The sequence below is a fragment of the Burkholderia sp. E168m22 genome (assembly GCF_001319805.1).
Lineage (GTDB): Bacteria > Pseudomonadota > Gammaproteobacteria > Burkholderiales > Burkholderiaceae > Burkholderia > Burkholderia orbicola.
The window spans coordinates 47,767-70,699 of sequence record NZ_BBSK01000020.1 but is presented as its reverse complement, the minus strand read 5'-3'; the positions used below and the strand labels follow the sequence as shown (position 1 = coordinate 70,699).

The 22,933-nt window shown below is 65.7% G+C and carries 25 protein-coding genes; 9 read left to right on the top strand and 16 right to left on the bottom strand.

The window, feature by feature from the left end:
* Positions 1–38 precede the first annotated feature (38 nt).
* Positions 39–1,052 (bottom strand): hypothetical protein, encoded by a 1,014-nt coding sequence (locus AP428_RS06090; protein WP_054927846.1) that lies wholly within the window; start codon positions 1,050–1,052, stop codon positions 39–41.
* Between the two features lie 656 nt (positions 1,053–1,708).
* Here AP428_RS06090 and AP428_RS06085 point away from each other — a divergent pair.
* The 4 genes from AP428_RS06085 to AP428_RS06070 all read left to right on the top strand — a co-directional run bounded on the left by AP428_RS06085 (position 1,709) and on the right by AP428_RS06070 (position 3,807).
* Entirely contained in the window at positions 1,709–2,128 is a 420-nt protein-coding gene (locus tag AP428_RS06085) for an organic hydroperoxide resistance protein (protein ID WP_011545433.1), read from the top strand.
* Between the two features lie 65 nt (positions 2,129–2,193).
* Positions 2,194–2,520 carry a DUF4148 domain-containing protein gene (locus AP428_RS06080; protein WP_006475993.1) on the top strand — a complete coding sequence of 109 codons (327 nt, stop codon included), beginning with the start codon at positions 2,194–2,196 and terminating at the stop codon, positions 2,518–2,520.
* A 63-nt stretch (positions 2,521–2,583) separates the two neighbouring features.
* Positions 2,584–2,922, top strand: coding sequence for a DUF4148 domain-containing protein (locus AP428_RS06075; RefSeq protein WP_054927845.1), 339 nt, complete (start codon positions 2,584–2,586; stop codon positions 2,920–2,922).
* Between the two features lie 168 nt (positions 2,923–3,090).
* Positions 3,091–3,807, top strand: a complete 717-nt coding sequence (locus AP428_RS06070) for a GNAT family N-acetyltransferase (RefSeq protein WP_054927844.1) — start codon at positions 3,091–3,093, stop codon at positions 3,805–3,807.
* A gap of 52 nt (positions 3,808–3,859) precedes the next feature.
* Here the strand turns inward: AP428_RS06070 and AP428_RS06065 are convergent, their stop codons facing one another.
* The 3 genes from AP428_RS06065 to AP428_RS06060 all read right to left on the bottom strand — a co-directional run bounded on the left by AP428_RS06065 (position 3,860) and on the right by AP428_RS06060 (position 4,923).
* Positions 3,860–4,315 carry a MarR family winged helix-turn-helix transcriptional regulator gene (locus AP428_RS06065; RefSeq protein WP_012328506.1) on the bottom strand — a complete coding sequence of 152 codons (456 nt, stop codon included), beginning with the start codon at positions 4,313–4,315 and terminating at the stop codon, positions 3,860–3,862.
* 111 nt (positions 4,316–4,426) lie between these two features.
* Entirely contained in the window at positions 4,427–4,555 is a 129-nt protein-coding gene (locus AP428_RS37650; RefSeq protein WP_256858198.1) for a hypothetical protein, read from the bottom strand.
* Positions 4,552–4,923, bottom strand: a complete 372-nt coding sequence (locus tag AP428_RS06060) for a GFA family protein (RefSeq protein WP_027807081.1) — start codon at positions 4,921–4,923, stop codon at positions 4,552–4,554. Before AP428_RS06060 ends, AP428_RS37650 begins: the two co-directional genes overlap by 4 nt.
* Positions 4,924–5,406: 483 nt before the next feature.
* Here AP428_RS06060 and AP428_RS06055 point away from each other — a divergent pair, with 483 nt between their 5' ends.
* On the top strand, positions 5,407–6,870 hold the full coding sequence (locus AP428_RS06055) for an MFS transporter (RefSeq protein ID WP_054927843.1): 1,464 nt from the start codon (positions 5,407–5,409) through the stop codon (positions 6,868–6,870).
* A 58-nt stretch (positions 6,871–6,928) separates the two neighbouring features.
* Here the strand turns inward: AP428_RS06055 and AP428_RS06050 are convergent, their stop codons facing one another.
* The 5 genes from AP428_RS06050 to AP428_RS06030 form a co-directional block, all read right to left on the bottom strand.
* A complete protein-coding gene (locus tag AP428_RS06050; RefSeq protein WP_027807078.1) occupies positions 6,929–7,822 on the bottom strand; it encodes a LysR family transcriptional regulator in 894 nt (297 codons plus the stop codon).
* 95 nt (positions 7,823–7,917) lie between these two features.
* Positions 7,918–8,745, bottom strand: a complete 828-nt coding sequence (locus AP428_RS06045; RefSeq protein ID WP_054927842.1) for an alpha/beta hydrolase — start codon at positions 8,743–8,745, stop codon at positions 7,918–7,920.
* A gap of 223 nt (positions 8,746–8,968) precedes the next feature.
* A complete protein-coding gene (locus AP428_RS06040) occupies positions 8,969–9,352 on the bottom strand; it encodes a VOC family protein (protein ID WP_011545425.1) in 384 nt (127 codons plus the stop codon).
* 34 nt (positions 9,353–9,386) lie between these two features.
* Positions 9,387–10,349, bottom strand: a complete 963-nt coding sequence (locus tag AP428_RS06035) for a hydroxymethylglutaryl-CoA lyase (protein WP_054927841.1) — start codon at positions 10,347–10,349, stop codon at positions 9,387–9,389.
* Positions 10,350–10,370: 21 nt separating this feature from the next.
* Positions 10,371–11,561, bottom strand: coding sequence for a CaiB/BaiF CoA-transferase family protein (locus AP428_RS06030; RefSeq protein WP_054927879.1), 1,191 nt, complete (start codon positions 11,559–11,561; stop codon positions 10,371–10,373).
* 259 nt (positions 11,562–11,820) lie between these two features.
* Between AP428_RS06030 and AP428_RS06025 the strand changes: the two genes are divergently transcribed.
* The gene (locus AP428_RS06025) at positions 11,821–12,786 is read left to right on the top strand and encodes a D-2-hydroxyacid dehydrogenase (protein WP_054927878.1); all 966 of its coding nucleotides are present in this window, start codon (positions 11,821–11,823) and stop codon (positions 12,784–12,786) included.
* A gap of 218 nt (positions 12,787–13,004) precedes the next feature.
* Here AP428_RS06025 and AP428_RS06020 read toward each other — a convergent pair whose 3' ends face one another.
* The 6 genes from AP428_RS06020 to AP428_RS05995 all read right to left on the bottom strand — a co-directional run bounded on the left by AP428_RS06020 (position 13,005) and on the right by AP428_RS05995 (position 18,150).
* Positions 13,005–13,217, bottom strand: coding sequence for a hypothetical protein (locus AP428_RS06020; protein ID WP_006497261.1), 213 nt, complete (start codon positions 13,215–13,217; stop codon positions 13,005–13,007).
* Positions 13,218–13,433: 216 nt separating this feature from the next.
* Entirely contained in the window at positions 13,434–13,871 is a 438-nt protein-coding gene (locus AP428_RS06015; protein WP_054927840.1) for a hypothetical protein, read from the bottom strand.
* A gap of 129 nt (positions 13,872–14,000) precedes the next feature.
* Positions 14,001–14,924, bottom strand: coding sequence for an ABC transporter permease (locus tag AP428_RS06010; protein ID WP_006476007.1), 924 nt, complete (start codon positions 14,922–14,924; stop codon positions 14,001–14,003).
* Positions 14,924–15,805: an ABC transporter permease gene (locus AP428_RS06005; protein ID WP_006483578.1), complete on the bottom strand. Its 882-nt coding sequence runs from the start codon at positions 15,803–15,805 to the stop codon at positions 14,924–14,926. Before AP428_RS06005 ends, AP428_RS06010 begins: the two co-directional genes overlap by 1 nt.
* Before the next feature lie 49 nt (positions 15,806–15,854).
* On the bottom strand, positions 15,855–16,934 hold the full coding sequence (locus AP428_RS06000; protein ID WP_054927839.1) for an ABC transporter ATP-binding protein: 1,080 nt from the start codon (positions 16,932–16,934) through the stop codon (positions 15,855–15,857).
* Positions 16,935–16,983: 49 nt separating this feature from the next.
* The gene (locus tag AP428_RS05995) at positions 16,984–18,150 is read right to left on the bottom strand and encodes an ABC transporter substrate-binding protein (protein ID WP_011545418.1); all 1,167 of its coding nucleotides are present in this window, start codon (positions 18,148–18,150) and stop codon (positions 16,984–16,986) included.
* A gap of 468 nt (positions 18,151–18,618) precedes the next feature.
* Between AP428_RS05995 and AP428_RS05990 the strand changes: the two genes are divergently transcribed.
* Together AP428_RS05990 and AP428_RS34745 are read left to right on the top strand one after the other, a co-directional pair.
* Positions 18,619–19,323, top strand: a complete 705-nt coding sequence (locus AP428_RS05990) for a glutathione binding-like protein (protein WP_054927838.1) — start codon at positions 18,619–18,621, stop codon at positions 19,321–19,323.
* A 680-nt stretch (positions 19,324–20,003) separates the two neighbouring features.
* A complete protein-coding gene (locus tag AP428_RS34745; RefSeq protein ID WP_082409321.1) occupies positions 20,004–20,858 on the top strand; it encodes an LPO_1073/Vpar_1526 family protein in 855 nt (284 codons plus the stop codon).
* A 144-nt stretch (positions 20,859–21,002) separates the two neighbouring features.
* Here AP428_RS34745 and AP428_RS05985 read toward each other — a convergent pair whose 3' ends face one another.
* Positions 21,003–21,524, bottom strand: a complete 522-nt coding sequence (locus AP428_RS05985; protein ID WP_054927837.1) for a MarR family winged helix-turn-helix transcriptional regulator — start codon at positions 21,522–21,524, stop codon at positions 21,003–21,005.
* A gap of 130 nt (positions 21,525–21,654) precedes the next feature.
* On the opposite strand from AP428_RS05985, the gene AP428_RS05980 reads away from it, so the two are divergent.
* Entirely contained in the window at positions 21,655–22,833 is a 1,179-nt protein-coding gene (locus AP428_RS05980) for an MFS transporter (RefSeq protein WP_011545414.1), read from the top strand.
* Positions 22,834–22,933: the final 100 nt, after the last annotated feature.

Sequence of the window (22,933 nt, the reverse complement as noted above, 5' to 3'; positions counted from 1 at the left end):
TTGTTCAACAGAATGCGCGGGCGCAGAAGAACGAGCGCCTAGAAGTTTCGCGCCACGCCAACCATGAACATGTCCTGGTCCTTGTCGTTGCCGGTTGCGACACGATTGAAGCGCAGGCTCGCCGCCCAATCGTTCGTCACCTGATAGGCCACTTGCGCGCTGAGCAACGCATTGAGTCGCGTCCTGCCCGAGCCGTCGTTCCGATCCCGCGAGAGATACGGACCGACGCCCGCCGACAGCGTCCATTTGCTCGTGATCGGCGCGACGTACCAGAATTGCGCAGCCACGCCGCGTCGGCCGGCCACGCCATTGTTGCCTTCGTAGACGAAGCTCGCCGAATAGGCCCACGCATTGCCGAGCGGCCGCTTGACTTCGACCATGTACCCCCTTTCGATCGGCACTTGAGGACGGTTCGTCTGAGACGTCCCGGCCCAAACGCCGATCTGCGTCTTGCCGTCCGAAAACGCAGGGCCAGGATCGCCGCCGAAATCCGAGCCGATGCCGAAGAGCACCGCGTCGGAATTGAATCCGCCGATCATCTGGACGTGGTTGTACTGCACCTTGAGAAAGAAGCGCTTGGGAACGACGTAATACCGCACCGCTGCCGACGCGCGCACGCCCCAGCGCTTGTCATTGCGTGGCTGGTCGTCGACATGGGTCGTGTCCATGCTGAAGTACGGGCCCGCCGAAAATTCGAGCGCCAGGCGACTGCCGACCGGCCAACGAAACGAACCCAGGGCGGCAAAACCGTCACGATGGTGATTCAACGGATGCCCTTCGTTCATGTACGCGAGGTAGACCGACAGGTAATCGTTCAAGACGTCACCGAAGCCGACTTCGTACGCACGCCAATGCATATCGCCACCCTCGGTCGCTCGTCCGTCGCCGTACACCGCATAGGCGTTGAGCGTTCTCTCCGATTTGAGTCCGCTCGGCGAACTACTCGAAGGACCATCCTCGGCGTGCGCGTGTACCGGGCACGCCAGCATTGTCAGGCCGGCGATCGAGCTTGTGAGGACGAAGCGCGAACAGATGTAACGGCACTCTCCCATTTGGCCCCTCACCTTGGTAAGCGCGTTTTCCTGGAAAAGTTGATACCGATTATAGGCGGCGGACAGCAGGCGTCGAACACGCGTTTACGGCAATTCCCCCTGCCCTGATGGCGAGCATGTTCGGTATCAGGGCATAAGAGTGCGTCGGGTCGGGCGCGTTTCAATGGACGCCAGTTTGGATTTTCAATGAACCTATTATGATAAAAGAAAAGTTATCCGAATAGGGGCATCGTTTGATCGAACTACCTGTTCCGAGGCAGAAGGTTCAGGCCACGAAATCACCGGAAAATCGGCTCCCTCGCCGAGATCGCCTCATGCTTCGATCTTCGCGCGGCGCATCGAGGCGCCTGGACGCAACGTCGGGCACCGCTTTGCCGAACAGCGGACGCAACGTCGGCGTATCCGACTCCAGCGCGGCGAGCATCTGAACCCCCATCGGCGAGACGGCACCGTCGGGCCGGCGACCACGGATTAATCAGGTCTGGATCGTCTGAAAGCCCTGCCCTGCAAGGCGCGACACGATCCAGATACATTGAAATACAAAATATCGGATACGATTTAATCGAATACGCTTGACTCAGGTGGGCATCAGGCGGAAACTGCGTCGCATGCGATCGAATCGCATCTGAAACAAACCTCAACCGACGGAGCAAATGATGAGCAAGATCGACAAAGTGCTGTACACGGGCAAGACGCATACGACTTCCGGCGGCCGCGACGGCGCCGCGCGCAGTTCCGATGGCCGCCTCGACATCCAGTTGTCGTCGCCGGGCAGCGCCGGCACTGGCACCAACCCGGAACAGCTGTTCGCGGCCGGCTGGTCGGCCTGCTTCATCGGCGCGATGCAGCTTGCGGCGCGTGCCGCCAAGGTGACGCTGCCGGCCGATCTCGCGGTCGACGCCGAAGTGGATCTCGGCACGGCCGGCAACGCGTACTTCCTGCAAGCCCGGCTGAACGTGAGCGTGCCGGGGCTCGAGCGCGACGTCGCGCAACGCATCGTCGACGCCGCGCATCAGACTTGCCCGTATTCGAAGGCGACGCGCGGCAACATCGACGTCGAGATCCGGATCGCCTGAACGTTGCACCGGGCGGCCGAGCGCCCCCTCCCGAATTCCCGATTCCTTTTTCATCGAGGTGAAACATGAAAACCCAATTGATCGCTGCCCTGTTCGTCGCTGTTTCGGCTGCCGTTGCCGCTCCCGCGTTTGCCAATGAAGCCACCGTGACGCGTGCGCAGGTGCGCGCCGAACTTGCGCAGCTTCAACACGTTGGCTATCCGCTGAACCGCGCGACGGACGCCACCTACCCCAACGATCTGCAGGCCGCATTGACGCAGATCCACGCCGACGACGCCGTTGCGGCCAACGCACCGGCTTCCGGCTACGGCGGCAACGGCGACACCGCGACGCAATCCGGCCGCCGGTATGTCGCAAGCGTGGCCGAGCGCTCGGTGTACTTCGGTCACTGAGCACCACGCCCGGTACGTGAACCCTGATCCCTGTTTATTCCTGATTCGATTTTGTCGAGGTGAATGATGAAGACCCAACTGATTGCCGCCCTTCTCGTTGCCGTGTCGGCCTCCGTCGCCGCACCGGTTTTTGCCGGCGAAAGCACCGTCACACGTGCGCAGGTGCGTGCGGAACTGGCCGCGTTGCAGCAAGCCGGCTACCAGCCGAACCGCCCCAACGATCCGAACTACCCGACCAATATCCAGGCGGCGCTGAAACGGATTCGCGACGACGGCGCCGTCGCGGCCGTCGCGGCCGATACGCAGGCAGCCGGTTACGGCAGCGATGCCGGCGGTGCCGCGCAGTCCGGCAGCCGAAACCCGATGCGTACCGCCGAGCGCTCGATTTATTTCGGGCATTGAGCGCGGCACGGCGAATTCGGCCGCTGAAGTCCGCCATATAAAGCGCATGCGATGCAATCGCGTGCGCTTTTCTATTTGTGTTGCTCAGGTCTGCGTTCGCGATGCTATCCGCCCGCCCCCATCCAGGATTATTCTGTGCGGCACCCACCTTCCACCAAGGAGCCGCCGATGCCGGACGCCATGACCGGAAACACGACAACCGATGCGCACGTGCTCGACCGGCTCGTCTGGAATGCGCTCACGGGCAGGCAGCGCCGCTTTGCGCTCGGCGACGGTCGTGCGCTGCGGTTCCCGACGGCCATCGCGCCATTTGCCGCGATCGACGACACGAGCCCGGCGTCGTTCGACGCGCTGTGCGGGCTGATCGCCGCACACGGCCCGGCGGCGCTCGTCACGCCGGACGAGATCGAGCCGCCGGCAGCTTTGTCGGTGATTCGGCGAGCGACGTTACTTCAAATGATCTGGCAAGGAACCTTGGGCACGACGCAAGAAGAGGAGCCTGTTCCGCTCGGCGAAGCCGACGTGCCTGACATGCTCGCGCTGACCGCCGCCGCGCAGCCGGGCCCGTTCGGCCCGCGCACGTTCGAGCTTGGCCACTACATCGGCGTGCGCAGTGAAGGCCGACTGGCCGCGATGGCCGGCCAGCGGATGCAGGTCGACGGCTATACCGAGATCAGCGCCGTCTGCGTGGATGCCGCGTTTCGCCGGCAAGGGCTTGCCGCGCGGCTGATCCGGTCGTTGATCGCGACGATCGGCGCGCGTGCGGAAACGCCGTTCCTGCACGTCCTCACGACGAACCGGGTGGCGATCGAACGTTATCTCGCACTCGGTTTCGTGGTCCGTCGCGAGATGCACCTGCTGGTGCTGGGCGATGCGCACGCATGACAACGCGGCCGGCGCGATTTCCGCGTCGGCCGCTTGTCGTGCCTGAGAACTTTCAGGCTTCGGTCGACCGGATCAGGTTACCGCGCAGCGTGACGATCGCCTTCTGTACCTTGGCGAACTCGTCCGGCTTCAGCCCGGTGGCTTCGACCAGGTTCATGTCGAGCCCCTTCTCGCGCACGCGTCGGCCGCTTTTCGTCAGGCTGACGAGCACCTGGCGTTCGTCGGACGGATCGCGGTGCCGCTCCAGGTAGCCCATTGCCTCGAGCTTCTTCAGGATCGGCGTCAGCGTATTGGATTCGAGAAACAGCTTCTCGCCGAGCTGGCCAACGGTCTGGTTGTCCTGCTCCCACAGCGCAATGATCGTGATGTATTGCGTATACGTGAGGCCGAGCTCGTCGAGGATCGGCTTGTACGCCTTGCCGAACGCGAGGTTCGCCGAGTAGATCGCAAAGCACAGGAACTCGGACAGCTTCGGTGCGGCGGACGACGGGGTTTCGGTCGGTTTCATGGACTTCCTCCAGCGACGCGAACGGTCGCAGACAACCGCATTATATATCGCATGCGATCTTATCGGAAGCATGATAATCGGTGTCGATCGGCTGACGCGCGCCGCGCTCGTTCAGCCCGGCTTGCGGCGCTTGCCGGTAGGCTGACGGCTGATCGACAGCAGCGTGCACTGCACCGGATGTGCGATTTCGGTCGCGAGCCCGCCCGCGGCAAACAGCAGGATCATCAGCCAGCGCTTCATGCGTCCTCCACGACCGAAAGGCTCGCGCCATCGAGGACCGTCGCGTCGAGCGCGGTCGGATCGACGCCGTCGAGGCAACCCAGATTGACGCGCCAGCATGCCGGGTCCTTGCGGGTCTGGTGGAACGGATAGACGCCGCACCGGCTGCAGAAATAGTGGCGCGCCGTGTGCGTGTTGAAGCGATAGCACGTCAGCGCGTCCTCGCCTTCGACGATCGTCAGGTTGGCGGCGGCGAACATCGGGCTCATCAGCGCGCCGCGCCGGCGGCACAGGCTGCAGTTGCAGCGGACGGCCGGTGCAATGGCCGCGATGACTTCGAATTTGACGGCCCCGCAATGGCAGGACCCTTTGAACCAGGTGGCAGACATGACGGGCTCCGAAAGAGGTCATGCCTGCTTTATAGCGAACCCGCGCGCGGGCGTTGTATCGCACTGTATCCGCGCTCGGCGCAGATACAGGACATTGCACATCCGCGGCGCGCGCGATCTGGCTGGCGACGGTTGCGTCGGCGCCCACACAGCAGGGGTCATGGTTTTCCCGCCCCGCGGGATGGCGCGGATGCGCATCGTTTTCGATACGCCCCTCCGCCACGCAGGCTGCACCGGCCCGCCAGGCGAATACGGGCCGCCACGTGCGCCCTACCCTTTCTGCTCAGGAAAGGACGCTTGAAACATCCGCAATTATCACGTGCCGCCGATTTGCCCACCATGTATCGGACGATCGGCGCAGCCCGCACGGGCGGCTCTGGCACGCGCCCGGCGATGCCTGCCGTCGCGTCGCGTGGCCGGCGCGTTACACCGGTCGCGAACGCCAGGCCCCGCGCCACGGCATATCGATAATCAGGAGACACGATGAACAGCCAATCCCTCGACCTAGGCGGCCATGCCGGCGGCCCTGAATCCGCCCGGCCGCCGGCCGCTTCAGCAGGCGCCGCCGCCGATGCGGCAGCCCTTCCCGGCCGCCGCGTCACGCTCGGCGATTTCATGGACGATCTGCCGGTCGGCGCATTGCATCGATTCGTCGTCTGGGTAATCGGCGTCGGGCTGTTCTTCGACATGTACGAGATTTTTCTCGTCAGTACGATCGGCTCCGCGTTGCAGCACGAATACGGGCTGAGCCGGCAAAGCGCCGATTTCAAGCTATTGCTGGCGTCGGCGTTCATCGGCATGTTCGTCGGCGCGATGTGCCTCGGCAGCCTGGCCGACCGCATCGGCCGACGCAAGGCGTTCCTGCTCACGCTCGGGTGGTACAGTGCGTTCTCGCTGGTCGGTGCGTTTTCCGTGAACGCCGACATGCTCGTGGCATGCCGGTTCCTGACGGGCATCGGCGTCGGCGCGATCTATCCGGTCGCCGACAGCTTCCTGTCCGAAATCCTGCCGAAGGACAAGCGCGGGCGGCTCGCCGCGTGGGCCTACACGACTTCGTATGTCGCGGTGCCGCTCGTCGGCTTTCTCGCGCTGTGGCTGAATCCGTTGCAGGTGGCGGGCGTCGCCGGCTGGCGCATCATCCTCGCGATCGGCAGTCTCGGCGCCGTGTACGTGCTGCTCGTCCAGCACCGGCTGCCGGAAAGCCCGCGCTGGCTGCTCGCGCAAGGCCGCACGGCCGATGCGCACGCGGCGCTGCGGCGTTTCGCGGAAAGCGCCGGCGTGCGCGTGCCCGAACATTTCGCGGAACCCGTCGAGCCGCAGCGGCCGCTCGGGCTCGGCGAGCGCATCGCGCTGCTGCGCCGCCAACCGTACGGCGCGCGCTATGTGATGCTGGCGATCTTTCACCTGTTGCAGGGCTTCGGCTACTACGGGTTCGGCACGCTCGCCGGCACGGTCGTGAAAAGCCGCGGCTTGGACGTGACGGACAGCACGCTGTTCATCGCGCTGTCGTTCATCGGCTATCCGATCGGCTCGCTGCTGTCGATTCCGCTGCTCAACTGGATCGAGCGCCGTACGCTCGTGATCGTGTCGATCCTGTCGATCGCGGTGTTCGGGCTGTGCTTCGCGTATTCGGGCAATACGATGCTGATCGTCGGCTTCGGCTTCCTGACGACCTGTGCGTCGAACGTGTTCAGCAACGCGTATCACGTATATCAGGCCGAGATCTTCCCGGCGCGCGTGCGCTCGACGGCGATCGGGAGTACCTATGCGCTGTCGCGGATCGTGAGCGGCGCGCTGCCGTTCGTGTTGCTGCCGGTGCTCGGCCACTACGGCGCGGGCGCGATGTTCGGCGTGATCTCGGTCGCACTCGGCGTCGTCGCCGTCACGCTGCGCGTGCTCGGGCCGCTGACCACGCGGCGCAGCCAGGACGAGATCAATCCGGTTTGACGCGGCGATCGGCACGGGGCGCACGGAGCCGCACCCCGTGCGTCGCGTTCCGTCGCATTCACCGCGCCGACATGAAATCGAACAGCTTCGTGACGTCGGTCGTCAGCACGCTACCCGCCTTCACGCCGACCCACAGCGTGCGCGTCGCCCACGCGTCGTCGAGCGTCACGACACCGAGCCGCGCCGCGCGCTCGCCGGTCACCGCATCGCGCGGCAGCACGCCGATGCCGAGCCCCGCCTCGATCATCCGGCTCACGCCGTCGAAATTCGATACCTGGATTCGCAGCTTCAGCGAGCGCTCGGCCGCGAACGCGGCGTCGGTCATCCGCGCGAGCAACGAGCTGCCGTCGCTCAAGCCCACGTAGTCCTCGTCGAGCGTATCCGCGAAGCGGATGCGCTCGCGCGCGGCGAACCGGTGCGTGCGCGGCACCAGCAGCACGAGCTCGTCGCGCCGGTACAGCCGCCGTTCGATGCCGGGCGCCGGCACGTTGTCGGCGAATACGCCCAGATCGGCCTTGCCCGACGCGAGCGCGTCGACGATCTCGTGACTGAGCCGCTCCTCGAGGCTGACCTTGATGCCGGGGTTGTCGGTGAGGAACGCGGCGAGATCGGCGGGCAGGAACTGGACGATCGCGGACGTGTTGGTCCAGACGTGGATATGGCCGCGCACGCCGGCGACGTAGTCGCTCATCTCGTGCGCCATCCGGTTGACCTGCTCGATCACCTTCGCCGCATGATCGAGCAGCGCGCGGCCCGCGGGCGTCAGCTCGACCCCGCGCGCATGCCGGACGAACAGCGCGCTGCCGGTCACGCTTTCGAGTTCGGCGATGCGCTTGCTGACCGCGGACAACGTGAGCTGGCCGTGTTCGGCCGCCTTCGTCAGGCTGCCGTGCTCGGCGACGAGCGCGAACACGCGCAGCGACTGCAGATCGAAATGAAGCGGGTTCACCATGTCGTGGGGTCCTGGAAGGCCGTGCGGGGTACGTCGTCATCGCGCCGGCCTGACGCCGATCATACGCCCGGTCGTGCGTGTGCGATATGGGACGGCTAGTGCGGCGCAATCGCGTGCAATGCGGCGAGCATCGCGCCGTCGGGCGTCGCGAGATCGTCGAGCACCGCGAAGTGCTGCATGCCGGGCAGCCACGTGCGGGCGATTCGCTCGCCGGCGGCTTCGCACGCGGTCGCGTATTCGTCTGCCTGCCGGATGAGTTCGGGCAGTTCCGCATCGCCGACCGCCACGACGGTCGGGGCGCCGGGCTCGATGTGATGCAGCGGACTGTATGCGTCGACCTCGTGTGCGGTGAGTTGCAGTTTGTCGTTCAGGCAGCACAGCGCGATCGGTTCGAGATCGACGAGCGGGCTGATCGCAAGTGCCGATGCGACGGCCGGATGCGCGCGATGCATCGCCGTCAGGTGGCCACCCGCCGAATGGCCGCTCAGGTGAATCGGCCGCCCCGCGATACCGAGGCCGTCGGGGTCGGCCGCGAGATGGTCGAGCAGCGCGCCGATCTCGCCGACGATATCGGTCATCGTCGCAACCGGCGCGAGCGTGTATTCGGCGAGCACGACGTCGTAGCCGCGCGCGAGCGGCCCGCTCGCCGCATACGCGAAATCCTCTTTCGTGCAGTGCTGCCAGTAGCCGCCGTGGATGAACACGAACAGCGGCGCGTCGGGCTGCCCGCACGGCAGCCAGTCGAAGCGCTGCGCGGGTTGCGCGCCGTAGCGCAGGTCGCGGCGGCCGGGCGTCGCGGCATACAGCGCTGCGCTGCGTGCCTGGCATGACGCGAGCAACGCGGGGAAATCGGGAACAGCCTTCGTGTTCAGGTACGCGGCGTCGAGCGCCGCGCGGTCCATGCCGCGATAGAGGATCGTCATTGGGGAATCGCCCGGATCGGGTTGCGGATGCGCGCGGCAGGTTGGCGCCGTGCGCGCGGCGAAGGCGGCCGGGCCGACGCCGTTGCGCCATTATCCGCAGTGCGGCCGCGCACGGCTATCCGGAATCGGCGGGCGCGGCGCGTGCCTGTCCGCTTTCGGCGAAGGACTGTGGCGCCGGGCGCGCAGCGTGCGGGGGCTCGTGCAGGCGGCCGCACCCGGCAGGTCAGATCAGCTCGGAGATTTCGATCAGGTTCAGGTCGGGATCGCGCACGTAGACCGAACGAATCTTCTGTGTCGCGCCCGTGCGTTCGACGGGCCCTTCCACGATCGGCCAGTCGACGCGCCGCAGGTGCGCGATCACGTCGTCGAGCGGAACCGACGCGATGAAGCACAGGTCGAGCGCGCCCGGTACCGGCACATGCGCTTTCGGCTCGAATTCCGCGCCGCGCACGTGGAGGTTGATCTTCTGGTTCCCGAAACGGAACGCGAGCCGGCCCGCGCCGAAGGTTTCGAGCTGCATCTGCAGCACCTCGGTGTAGAAATGCTTCGTTCGTTCCGGGTCGACGCAGGTCAGCACGAGATGATCGAGATGGTCGATCAGCGCCATGGGATTCCCTCCTGTTCCTGTTGGGGTTCACGATTCACGAGAAAGCGCGTTGCGCGGGCATGTCGCCGGCGTCGGCGCGCGGCGGCGGATGAAGGTCGGAGCGGCGCCCGGCCTTCAGGATCTGGCTCGGCACGTCGTGCCCGATCAGCGCAGGCAGCCGCGCCGATGCGGCGAGCACGGCCGCAAGATCGATGCCCGTATCGTAGCCGTCGAGCTCGAGCATGTGCACCAGTTCCTCGGTGCACGCGTTGCCGGTCGCGCCCGGCGCATACGGGCAGCCGCCGAGCCCGCCGAGCGACGCGTCGAAGCGGTCGATGCCGGCGTCGAGCGCCGCGAGCGTGTTGGCGAGCGCCATCCCGCGCGTGTTGTGAAAGTGCAGCGTGAGCTGCAACGCGCCAAAGCGCTCGCGAGCGCGGCGCGACAGATCGCGCACCTGCGACGGAAACGCCATGCCGGTCGTGTCGCACAGCGTGAAGCCGTGCACGCCGAGATCCGCGAAGCGCTGCATCCACGCGAGCACCGTCTCGGCCGGCACGTCGCCTTCCATCGGGCAGCCCATCGCGGTCGACAGCGACACGTTGATCGCGACACCCGTGCCCCGCACCGTGTCGATCACGTCGCGCAACTGCGCGAACGACTGCTCGCGCGTCATCCGCAGGTTCGCGCGGTTGTGGCTCTCGCTCATCGACATCACGAGGTTCACCTCGTCGACGCCGCATGACAGCGCGCGCTCGGCGCCGCGCACGTTCGGCACGAGCACCGTATAGACGACGCCCGGCGCGCGCACGATGCCGTGCATCACGGCTTCCGCGTCGCGCAGCGCGGGAATTGCCTTCGGCGACGTGAACGACGTGACCTCGATCTTCGCGTAGCCGCAGGCGCTCAGCGCGTCGACGAGCGCGATCTTGTCGTCGGTGTCGACGAACGCGGCCTCGTTCTGGAAACCGTCGCGGGTCGCGACTTCGTGGATATGGAGTCGTTGCGGATGCCGGTTCATGGGTTCGTCCCGATGGTTGTGTCAGATCACGCCGCGCGTGCGCCAGTCGTCGCGCGTCGCCGCATCGATGCCGAGCGATTCGAGGACCGCATCGGTATCGGCGCCGAGCGCGGGCGCCGGCCGCTCGATGCGCCCGGGCGTCGCGTCGAGTTTCGGCACGATGCCGGGCACCAGCACGGGCGTGCCGTCGGGCAGCGCGGCGTCGACGATCATGTCGCGCGCACGGTAGTGCGGATCGGCCGCGATGTCGGCCACGTCGTAGATGCGTCCGGACGGAATGCGCGCGTCGTTCAGCGCGGCGAGCACGTCGTCGAGGTCGTGGCGGGCGCTCCACTCGCCGATCGCCGCATCGATGCGCGCGACCTGCGCGACGCGCCCGTCGTTGTGGGCGAGCGCCGGATCGTTGCCGAGATCGGGCCGACCGATCAGTTCCATCAGGCGCCGGAAGATGCTGTCGCCGTTGCCGGCGATCAGCGCGTACTTGCCATCGCGGCAACGGTACGCGTTGGTCGGCGCGATGCCCGGCAGGCTGCTGCCGGCCGGCTCGCGCACCGCGCCGAACGCCGCATATTCGGGCAGCAGGCTTTCCATCATGTTGAACACCGATTCATACAGTGCGACGTCGACGACCTGCCCCTTGCCGCCCTGCTGCTCGCGATGCCGCAACGCGAGCAGCACGCCGATCACGCCGTGCAGCGCCGACAGCGAATCGCCGAGCGAAATGCCGACGCGCACCGGCGTGCGGCCCGGCTCGCCGGTCAGGTGGCGCAGGCCGCCCATCGCTTCGGCGATCACGCCGAAGCCGGGCCGGTCGCGATACGGGCCCGTTTGCCCGAAGCCCGACACGCGCAGCATCACGAGCCCCGGATTGATCGCGGACAGTGCGTCCCAGCCGAGCCCCCAGCCTTCGAGCGTGCCGGGTCGGAAGTTTTCGATCAGCACGTCGGTGTCGGCGACGAGGCGGCGTACGACGTCCTGCCCTTCGGGCGTGCGCAGGTCGAGCGTGAGCGAGGTCTTGTTGCGCGACTGCGCGGCCCACCAGACCGACGTGCCGTCGTGCAGCAGCCGCCATTTACGCAGCGGATCGCCGACGCCCGGCGGCTCGACCTTGATGATGTCCGCGCCGAATTCGGCGAGCATCCGGCCCGCGAACGGCCCGGCGATCAGTTGGCCAAGCTCCAGCACGCGGATGCCGTCCAGGGGGCGTGTCATGACTGTCTCCGATGAAAGCGTGTTGTCGATGACGGCGATCATGACGGCGTTCGCGCCCGGCGAAAATCGATCGATGGTCAACCCGCCTTTCCGAAACGGAAAGGCGGCCGTCGATGCGAGCATGGCGTCGGTCACGTAGGGAGCCTCTGCCTTTCCTTGCGGGAAAGCCCGCTCGCGCAACGATCAAACGATGGCGCACGCGCCGCCGGCAGAATCGAAGCCGTTCCGCGCCACCGGGCGCCTGCCAGCGAGACCCGCCATGTTTTCCGTTTCCGCTCCCGCGAAGATCGTGTTCCTCGACCGCGCGACGCTGTCGCCGCAGATCGGGCTGAAGCCGTTTCCGTTCCCGCACGTAGTGCAGACATTCGACCGGACGGCCGCGCACGAGGTCGCGGCGCGCATCCGCGACGCGGACATCGTCGTGACCAACAAGGTGCGGCTCGACGCGGCGGCCCTCGTCGCCGCGCGGCCGTTGCGGATGATCGCGATCGCCGCGACCGGCACGGACATCGTCGATCTCGATACCTGTGCGGCACGCGGGATCGTCGTGAGCAATATTCGCGGCTATGCGGTGCGTACGGTGCCCGAGCACACGTTCGCGCTGATCTTCGCGCTGCGGCGCAGCCTCGTCGCTTATCGCGACGCGGTGCGCGCGGGGCGCTGGCTCGACAGCGGACAGTTCTGCTTCTTCGACCACCCGATTCGCGACCTGGCCGGTTCGACGCTCGGGATCGTCGGCGACGGCGTGCTCGGGCGCGCGGTGGCCGCCATCGCGCGTGCGCTCGACATGCGGGTGCTGTTCGCGGCACACGGCGACACATCGGGCGACGGTCATGCGCCGCTCGACACGCTGCTGCGCGACAGCGACGTGATTACGCTGCACTGCCCGCTCACGCCGGCTACGCGGCACCTGATCGACGCACACGCGTTTGCGCGGATGGCGCGCCGGCCCCTGCTGATCAATACCGCGCGCGGCGGGCTCGTGGACGAAAGCGCGCTCGTCGATGCGTTGCAGTCGGGGCAGATCGCGGGCGCGGGGTTCGACGTGGTCACGCAGGAGCCGCTGCCGGCCGCGCATCCGTTTCACGCGATCCTGTCGCATCCGGCGTTCATCCTGACGCCGCACGTCGCGTGGGCGAGCGACGAGGCGATGCAGGCGCTGGCCGACCAGCTCGTGGACAACATCGCCGCGTTCGTCGGTGGTGAACCGTGGCATGTCGTGTGACACGCACCAGCAGAACGGCCCCGCTCGATTGCTCGAAGCGGGGCCGACTGAATGCGGGGCTGCTTACGCCAGCGACTCGGCACGTAACGGGTTCGTGCATCCGCCCTATCTTGCGGCCGGTTTCTGAATACCTGATGAACGCTACTTTAAGGCACTCGGAGCGGCAGTGATGTAGGGCGAGTCCGAAAAGCGGAAAAGCCGGAAAGCTGGAAAGCCGCTCAGTAAGCGGACATCTCGACGCAAGGGTCGACCTTGGACGGCGAGCAGATGACCGAGTACTTGGCGCTCTCGCGCATCAGCGCTTCGCCTTCGTGCAGCGCGATCTTGATCTCGGGATGACGCTCGTACGCGAGGAAGGCCGAGCACACGACGGCGGACATCACGACGAGGGAAAACACAAATTTTTCAAGGGTTTGGAAACGTTCAGGCATGGTTGGGACCTTTCTCTCTCGCCGTAATTATACCTTGAGATAAGGGTTTTCCCTATAACCCTGCCCGCATACCGAGGATGGGGTCAAACGAGATAAGACAAGTGCTTGCGCCCTTTTATCGAAAAAGCGGGCGGCGTGGCCCGTACGAACGGGGCCGCCTGCACGAGGCGGGGAAAGCGGGCTTGCCGGTGGCCGACGCATCACTGGCCCACTGCGTCACTCCGGCGCCGACGCGCCGCTCGCCGCATTGCCCGGCCACGCCTTGCCGATATGGTCGATCAGTGATTTCGCGGTGCCCGTCACGAGCGCCGCGTCGACGCCCGACGTCTGCCACGCGCCGTCGGCCGCCTTCACGAAGGTCAGGTTCGCGCGCGACGGCGCGTAATCGGCATTGCGCCACGTGACCACGACGTCGCACGAATACGTGCGATCGCCGAGCTTCTTGCAGTCGCCGTCGGGTTTCGCCGACACGACGTCGGCCGACACGGGCAACGGCTGGCCGAACAGCGCGTTCAGCCCGCCGTGGTTTTCCGCTTCGAGCGCGCGGCGCACGGCGGCGTCGACGTCGCTCGATCCGGGACCGTCGTGAAGCAGATTGCAGGCGGCCAGCAGCGTCGAAGCCCCGGCGAGTGTCAGCAGCGTGTGAAACTTCATGGATATCCGTCGATCAGGTGAACGCCGCGTAGTCTGCAACGTCCGCGTGTCGTGCGCGGTATCCATTTGTAACCAATTGCACGGCTACCTACAGCCTGGCGACCCGGTGCGATCGTGCGATGCCCTCGCCTATTGCCGCTCCTGCTTCACGCGGCTCACGAGCTGCGTCGGACTGACGAACTGCAGCGCGATCACGACCCACACGAGCGTGATGGCCATGTAGATCATCGCCATCGCGTCAATCGACTGCGGTGCGCGCACGCCGGTCGAGAACACCGCGTAATACAGCGCGACGACGAGCGTCTGCGTGCTCGGGCCCGCGGTGAAGAACGTCAGCTCGAACATCCCGATCGTGCGCACCAGCACGAGCAGCCCGGCCGCGAGCATGCCGGGCACCAGCAGCGGCAGCAGCACGTAGCGGAAATAGCGCCACGTGTTCGCGCCGAAGATGCGCGCGGCCGCTTCGAGGTTCGGATCGATCTGTTCGATGAACGGCGTCATCACGAGGATCACGAACGGCAGCGCCGGCACCAGGTTCGCGAGGATCACGCCCGGCAGCGTGCCCGCGAGCCCGATCTTGTACATCACCGTCGCCATCGGAATCCCGTACGTGACGGGCGGCACCATCAGCGGCAGCAGGAACACCAGCAGCGCGAAGCGCTTGCCGCGGAACTGCACGCGCGCGAGCGCATACGCGGCCGGCACGCCGAGCGCGATCGACAGCAGCACGACCGCGCCGACCACTTCGACGGTCACCCACAGCACGCTCGCGAGCTGGAAGTCGTCCCACGCCTTCGCATACCAGTGCAGCGTGAAGCCCTGCGGCAGCGGCGTGCCGAACCAGCGCGTCGCGACCGAGTTCACCGCGACGGTCGCGATCAGCAGCATCACGTTCAGCAGGAAGAACGCCATCAGCCCCCAGACGAGCGCCTTCCATGCGCGGCCAGCGAGATTGCTTTTCATCCGGTGCGGTTTCCTTGCATCGACGGGCCGCGCATCGGGTGCGTCGTGCTTCGGCGGCCACGTGCGGGCGGCATGATCGTCGGTCGCCATCAGCCCTTGCCTCCCGTCACCGCGCCGGTATAGAAGAAGCGGCGCGCGCCGAGCATCGACGCGACCACCAGCAACTGCACGAAGCCCATCACGATCGCGATCGCCGACGCGAGCGAATAGTCGTAGCTTTCGAACGCGGCTTCGGCCGCCGCGATCGAGATCACGCGGGTCGGGCCGGCCGGCGCGCCGAGCAGCACGGCCGACGGAAACACCGAGAACGCCTGCACGAACGACAGGCATGCGGCCATCGTGAGCCCCGGCACGAGCAGCGGCAGGTAGATCTGGCGAAACTGCTGCCACGGGTTCGCGCCGAGGGTGGCTGCCGCGCGCGCGAGGGTCGGGTCGATGCCGCTGATGTACGACAGCATCAACAGGAACGCGAACGGAAAACCCGACACGATCAGCGACAGCAGTACGCCCCAGTAGTTGTGCGTGAGGCGCACTTCGTCGGTGTACAGATGCAGCCCCTGCAGCGCCTGCGGAAACCAGCCGTTCGGCCCGAAATACGTGAGCATCCCGTCGGCGACGAGCACCGTGCCGAGCGTGACCGGAATCACGAGCAGCGTCGTGACGAACTTCTGGTACGGCGAATTGCGGCGCAGCGCGAACGCGACGGGCACCGCGATGCCGACGTTGAGCAGCGTCGCCGGCACCGCGAGCTTCAGCGTGACGAGCACGGTCGGCCACATCGCGGTGTCGGTGAAGAACTGCACGTAGTTCGCGAGCGCGCCGCCGCCGTTCGTCGCGTTCGTCGGCTGGAACGACAGCACGAGGCCGTACGCGAACGGATAGATGAACAGCGCGGCGATGAACGCGAGTGCCGGCGTGACGAGCCAGGCTTTCGCGTCGCGCGGCGCGCCGCCGGTCGCGAGCGTGCTCATGCGGCCTCCGGGCGGGATGCCGCCGCGCGTGGCGGGTTGCGCGGGCGGTTCATTGCGCGTCTCCCGCATAGACGAGCGTGCGCGTGGGCGCCACGCGCAGCCGCAAGCGCTCGCCTTGCGTGAACTCGCCGGCCACGCGGGCCCAGATCGAACCGAACGGCGTGATCGCGCGAATCAGCGAGTCGCGGCCGCCGTACTCGACCGTCTCGACGGTCGCGTCGAACGCATTGTCGGCGCCTTCTTCCGCGCGCTCGATGTCGTCCGGACGCAGCGCGACCACGACGTCCTTCGCGTCGAAGCCGGCCATCGGTACGCCGGTGAGGCGCACGCCGCCCGATGTGACGTTCACGTAATCGCCGGCCATCCCTTCGAGCGTAAACGGCAGCACGTTGCGATAGCCCATGAAGCGCGCGACATGCAGGTTGTGCGGGCGCGTATAGACGTCCTTCGGCGACGCGACCTGCTGCACGACGCCCTCCTTCATCACGACGATGCGGTCGGCCATCGACAGCGCCTCGTCCTGGTCGTGCGTCACGTAGATCGTCGCGCGTTCGAGCTGCGTGTGGATGCGGCGGATTTCCGCGCGCATCTCGATGCGCAGTTTGGTGTCGAGGTTCGACAGCGGTTCGTCCATCAGCACGAGCGGCGGCTCGATCACGATCGCGCGCGCGATCGCGACGCGCTGCTGCTGTCCGCCCGACAGTTGCCCGGGCAGCTTGCCTTCATGACCGACGAGCTGCACGAGTTCGAGCGCCTGCTGCGCGCGCCGCCGCGTTTCCTGCTTCGCCACGCCGCGCATCTTGAGGCCGAAGCCGACGTTGTCGAGCACCGACATGTGCGGAAACAGCGCGTAGTTCTGGAACACCATCCCGAAGCCACGACGCTCGGGCGGCAGCACGTCGATGCGCGTGTCGTCGAGCCAGATGCCGCCGCGCGTGAGCGGCTGCAACCCCGCGATGCAATTCAGTGCCGTCGATTTGCCGCAGCCCGACGGGCCGAGCAGCGCGATGAATTCGCCGCGCCGGATCTCGAGGTCGAGCCCGTTCAGCGCGGCGACCTGCGCGCCTTGCGCATTGGTGAAACTGCGGCACACGCCGTCGAGCCGCAACCGTTCGAAACTGTGCTTCATTCCACGAACTCCGTCGACGCGGGCGCCGCGACGCCCGCCGGTTCAGGCGTCACTTCGATTTCTGCGAACCAATCTCGCGATCCCATTTCTGGAATGCGGCGACCATCGCCTGCGCGTTGAGCGGCTGCACGTGTGGGCGATCGGCGAGCAGCTTTGCGTATTCGGGCCGGCCGAATTTCCTGATCACTTCCTGGCTGTGCGCGGGCGCCATCTCGAGCGTCACGCCCTTCACCGCCGGGCCCGGGTAGAAGTAGCCGTCGTCGTAGGTCATCGCCTGCTGCGCCGGTTCGAGCAGGAAGTTCATCAGCTTGAACAGCACGTCGAGCTTTTCCTTCGGCACGCCCTTCGGGATCACCATGTAGTGCGCGTCGTTGACCCACGTCATGTTGTCGAACGCCTGGATCTTGAACTCGGCCGGCACGATGCCGAGCGCGCGCGGGTTCAGGTCCCAGCCGGTGACGGTCACGGTCATGTCGCGCGTGCCTTCGCCGAGCTCCTTCATCACCGCCGACGTGCCGCCCGGGTAGTACGGCACGCATTCGTTCAACTGTTTCAGGAACGCCCAGGTCTTGTCCCAGCCGTTGATCGGGTCCTGCGGATTCTTGTCGCCGAGCACGTACGGCAGCCCCATCAGGAACGTGCGGCCGGGGCCCGAGTTCGCGGGGCGCGCATAGATCAGCTTGTTCGGGTGCGCCTTGCACCACGCGAGCAACTGGTCGGGCGTCTTCGGCGGGTCGCTGACCTTCGCCGGGTTGTATTCGAGCAGCGGGCCGGCCGGCATGTAGGTCACTTCGAGGCCGAAGCCCTGCGCGAGATCCTGCATCTTGCGCGGGCCCGGCGCGTACTTGTCGAGCACGCCGGGGAGCGCGGCCGCGTTGTCGGGTAGCAGCTTCTGCCACAGGTTCTGCTCGATGCCGGCGGCCAGCGCGTCGGTGCCGGTCAGCACGAGGTCGATGTCGGAGCGCCCCGCCGCCTGCATCGCCTTGATCTTGCCCGGCAACTGCGGCGCGGGTGCGTTCGTGAACGTGACGTTCGCGACGAGACCCGGGTTCTTCTCCTTGAACGCCTCGATGGCCTTCTGCGTGAGCTGCAGGTTGCCGGCGACGTCGACGATGTTCAGCGATACGGGGGCTGCCACGGCCGCGGCGGCCGACAGCGTGAAGCCCAGTGCGAGTGCGATCCGGCGGACGCGGCGAGCGATCGGGGTGGTGTTCATGTCTCCTCACTTCGGTCGGTGGATGGGACCTTTCTTGTCAGGAAATCATGACGGCGTTATACGATGTCGGTCAACAAAAAACCACCAGATTCGGGGCGGGACTTTCCCTGACAAAAAGCTTCCGTTTGTCGAGGAAATGCGCGGTGGTCGAGGCTGGCGGTGGGAGTAGAGTCGATTGATGCAGGGTGTTAAGACGTCGTATCTCGTGCGAGACGAAACGCACCGGGCCGTTTGCGGTCCGTCGGCCGCCGGAAACACGTTGCCCGCCGTGTCTTGCGGCACCGTGAGCGGCGCCGAACACGGCGATCGTGCCGAATCGCCGCCGGCCGGCCGACCCCTGCATCGATTCCCCGGATCGGCTACAGTGGGCGCTTTCGGCGCGCTCCGCCCTGCCGCCGCGCCGCGAACCGTGCGCGAGCGCGGCGGCCCGGCGGAGCGCGGATCATTCACTTCGACGAGCGAACCTTCATGCCCGATCTGTCTGCCTTCCCGATCACGCAAAAATGGCCGGCCCAGCACCCCGACCGTCTCCAGCTCTACTCGCTGCCGACGCCGAACGGCGTCAAGGTGTCGATCATGCTCGAGGAAACCGGCCTGCCGTACGAGCCGCACCTCGTGCGCTTCGACACGAACGACCAGTTTTCGCCCGAATTCCTGTCGCTGAACCCGAACAACAAGATCCCCGCGATCATCGATCCGAATGGTCCCGACGGGCAGCCGCTGCCGCTGTTCGAATCGGGCGCGATCCTGATCTATCTCGCGGACAAGACGGGCCAGCTGATCCCGAAGGATCTCGCGGGCCGCTACGAGACGATCCAGTGGGTGATGTTCCAGATGGGCGGCATCGGGCCGATGTTCGGCCAGCTCGGCTTCTTCCACAAGTTCGCCGGCCGCGATTATGAGGACAAGCGTCCGCGCGACCGTTATGTCGACGAGTCGAAGCGCCTGCTCGGCGTGCTCGACGCGCATCTCGCGAATCGCCAGTGGGTGATGGGCGATACCTATACGATCGCCGATATTGCGATCTTCCCGTGGGTGCGTAACCTGGTTGGCTTCTATGAGGCGGGTGATCTGGTCGGGTTCAGCGAATTCCGGAACGTCAAGCGGGTGCTCGACGCGTTTGTTGCGCGGCCAGCTGTTGCGCGGGGGCTCAATATTCCGGCGCGGGGCTGAGTGACCGGGCGGCAGCGGGCATGCCGTCCGCGGCCCGCGCCACGCTCGAGTCAGGCCCACCGCAATGCGCGGTGGGCATTTTTTTTGCTCATCATGAATTTTCGGGGAACGCTGGGAACACTGTCGGTGTTTGGCCAAAAGCGGCCATCGAGTGGGTTAGACAGTTTCTAGAGATCGGAGCCTCATAGCGGTGCCGGGATGGTCTCTCGTACTCCAACTCCATCATGGCTCGGAAGAAACATTATTGATGCAGTGAATTGCCTGTTGAGGACATGTCAACTGGAAACCGTGACGTGTGCAAGTCGAGTATAATTCACCGAACCAATCTATCCGACGAGCGTCATTTTCGATTGGACGCCATTGAAAACAGGGCGATGAGCAGTCGACGGTGGCTTGAGGGCGATTTCGACAATAACGGGGATCGTGGATACTATGCTTTTAGCTTTTCGGGCCTCTTCGGCCTTTGCGTTCATCCTTGCCGTCATTTGGGTAATTTTCCGACCCGGCTTCGACTCGGCCGTCGCCGCTTTAGGTGCGCTCGCAGTCCTCATATCAGCATTTCTAGTCACAAAAATGCGTGCTGGCCGGCGCCCGCAATCGCAAGACGTTTCGGGCGGCTCGATAGGAATTCAAGCTGGCCGGGACGCGAACGTAAATAAAATCAATCGGTGAGAAACACGATGATCGGGGACAAACAAGACCAAACCGCCGCGACCGGGGCGGTCGCGATCCAAGCTGGCCGAGACGTTAACTACCACGGTCTTTCTGTCGCCGAAGTTCGCGAGTTGTGCGCACTGTTCTTGCGGAGCAACTTTCCCGAGCTTCGTGAGGAGGCTAAGCGGACAGCTGAACAACACGTTCGTGATTTTGCGTCCACGCTTGAGCAGAAACTCATTCACGAAGCTGCTTCTATCGTTCTCGACAAGTTTCGAGAGCCCGATGTACAGGCGGCAGTCAACGACGCAGTTCAAGCTAGCGCCCGTAAAGGGACCGCCGCGAACCCGCAAGTCTTGTCCTCGTTGATTGCTGAACGTGTTTCTACACAATCAACGGACTATAAAGACACGGTGCTGTCTGAGGCAGTGACTGTTGTCCCAAAGCTAACCGCTCCGCAAATTGCTCTAATTTCATTCTATCATTTCGTCACATCGGTGACTGTCAACGGCCTTCCATCGGCCGCCGGATTGGAGGCGTTTGCGCGCCCTATAGTCAATTCGACAAAGACAGGATTTGACCTCTCGATATCGCAGAAGCAACATATTCAATATGCTGGAGCCTGCTCAATAAACGCGGTGGTCAGTGGCGACATTTATGAGGCCGTGCGCGCCAACACTTACGCCTACTTTGGGTATGAAAACGTAGCTTCTTTCAAAGAGGGCTTGTCAAAACTGGCACCGTCGTATCTCTTGTTGTTGGATCAATTTACAAAAGAAAATCTGTTCACTATTAACCTCACCAGTGTCGGACAAGCTATCGCAATAGCAAACCTTTCCGCAATTCTTGGTAAGCTAGATTATTCGATTTGGCTGAAGTAACGCGGAGTATCCTCTGCAGCGCGACGCCGAACGAGTGACCGCTTTAGGTAACCTCGAAGGTCAGGTCTGGGTCGGCAAGCGACGTCCACGAAAAATTCACGAAGAACTTTTTTGCCTGCCGCGTACGTTTCCATCACGCATTCTTCAACGCGGCGTCCCTGCCTCCCCTTCTGGCGTCGCACGTTCCAGCCCCGCCAGCAACTTCCCCAGCAGTTCCGACAACTGCGCCTGTTCCGCATCCGACAACGCAGCCAGCACCGCACGCTGATTGTCGATATGCGCAACAACCGCCTCATCGATCAGCGCCCGCCCGGCGTCGGTCAGCGCCACGAGCGTGCCGCGCCCGTCCGCCGGATTCGGCCGACGCTCGACCCACCCCGCCTTCTGCAACCGGTCGATGCGTGCGGTCATCCCGCCCGACGACATCATCAGCGCGTCGTACAGCGCGGTCGGCGTCAGCGCGTATGGCGCACCGCTGCGCCGCAGCGTCGCGAGCACGTCGAATTCGCCCGGCTGCATGCCGTAGCGCGCGAACAGCGGATTGAGACGGTCGCGCGCGATCACGAGCGCGGCTTCCTGCAACCGTCCCATCACCACCATCGACGTTGCGTCGAGATCCGGACGCTCGGCGCGCCATTGCGCGAGCGCATGTTCGGCTCGATCCATTAACCCTCCTCGGCCTACCAGTTATCTTGACGTCGAGACAAATCAACATTTATCTTGATGTCGAGATACTTTACCTGAAAAACGCGCGGCGCCTCGCTGGCAGCCGCGCACCGATATCGAGGGCCATGCAATGAATCGCTTCACTTCCCCCGGATGGCGGCTCGCCGCGATCGTGCTCGTCGGGCTGAACCTGCGGCCGGCGCTCGCCGCGGTCGGGCCGCTGCTCGACATGATCCAGCGCGCGACGGGGATCGGCGACGGCACCGCCAGCCTGCTGACGACGATCCCGATCCTGCTGATGGGGCTCGGCGCGTTAAGCGCGCGGCGCCTGCAGCGCATCACCGGGATCGCGGGCGGCGTGTGGCTCGGCGTCGCGCTGATCGGGCTGGCCTGCGCATCGCGCGTCGGTGCGCAGCACGCATGGGTGCTGCTCGCGAGCGCGTGTTGCGCGGGTGTCGGGATCGCGATGGTCCAGGCGCTGTTGCCCGGCTTCGTGAAGGCGCATTTTGCGACGCGCGTCGGCGGCGCGATGGGCGTCTATTCGACGTCGATCATGGGTGGCGCGGTGCTCGCGAGCGTCGTCGCGCCATTCGCTGCGGCGCGCTGGGGCTGGCTCGCCGCGCTCGCCGGCTGGGCGCTGCCGGCGGCGCTCGCCGCATTGGCGTGGCCGCTGGCGAGCCGTAGCGGCGACGCGCTGGCCGGTGGGCCGGTATCCGGATCGGGCGCGCGGCCGTCGCGTTCGCCGCGCGCCTGGCGACTCGCGCTGTTCTTCGGCATCGCGACGGGCGCCTACACGCTCGTGCTCGCGTGGCTGCCGCCGTACTACATGCGGCTCGGCTGGTCGCCGACCGCGGCCGGCAGCCTGCTCGGCGGCGTGACGCTCGCGGAAGTCGTCGCGGGGCTGACGATTTCCGCGACGATCGACCGCCTGCCCGATCGCCGGCCCGCGCTGCATGCGGCGATCGCGTCGCTATGCGTCGGGTTGCTGGTGATGCTGGCCGCACCCGACGCGCTCGCGTTGCCGGCCGCGCTGCTGCTCGGCTCGGGGATCGGCGCGCTGTTTCCGCTGTCGCTGATCGTTACGGTCGACCATGCGGCGACGCCGGCTGATGCCGCGTCGCTGACGGGGTTCGTGCAGGGTGTCGGCTATTTGATCGCCGGCTTGTTTCCGTTCGCGGCCGGCATCGTGCGCCAGCATCTCGCGGACCTGACGCCCGCATGGATCGCGATGGCGTGCCTGTGTGTCGTGCTGTTCGTGCTCGCGTCCGGGTTTGCGCCAAAACTGGCGCGGCACGTCGCACGGGCCTGAGCGACGCCGCGGGCCAGCGGCGCGGGTGCCTGCATGCCCGGTGTCGTCCCCGGCAGGCTCGCTCCAGCCATATCCTCGCGGCCCGTCCAGATACCCGGCT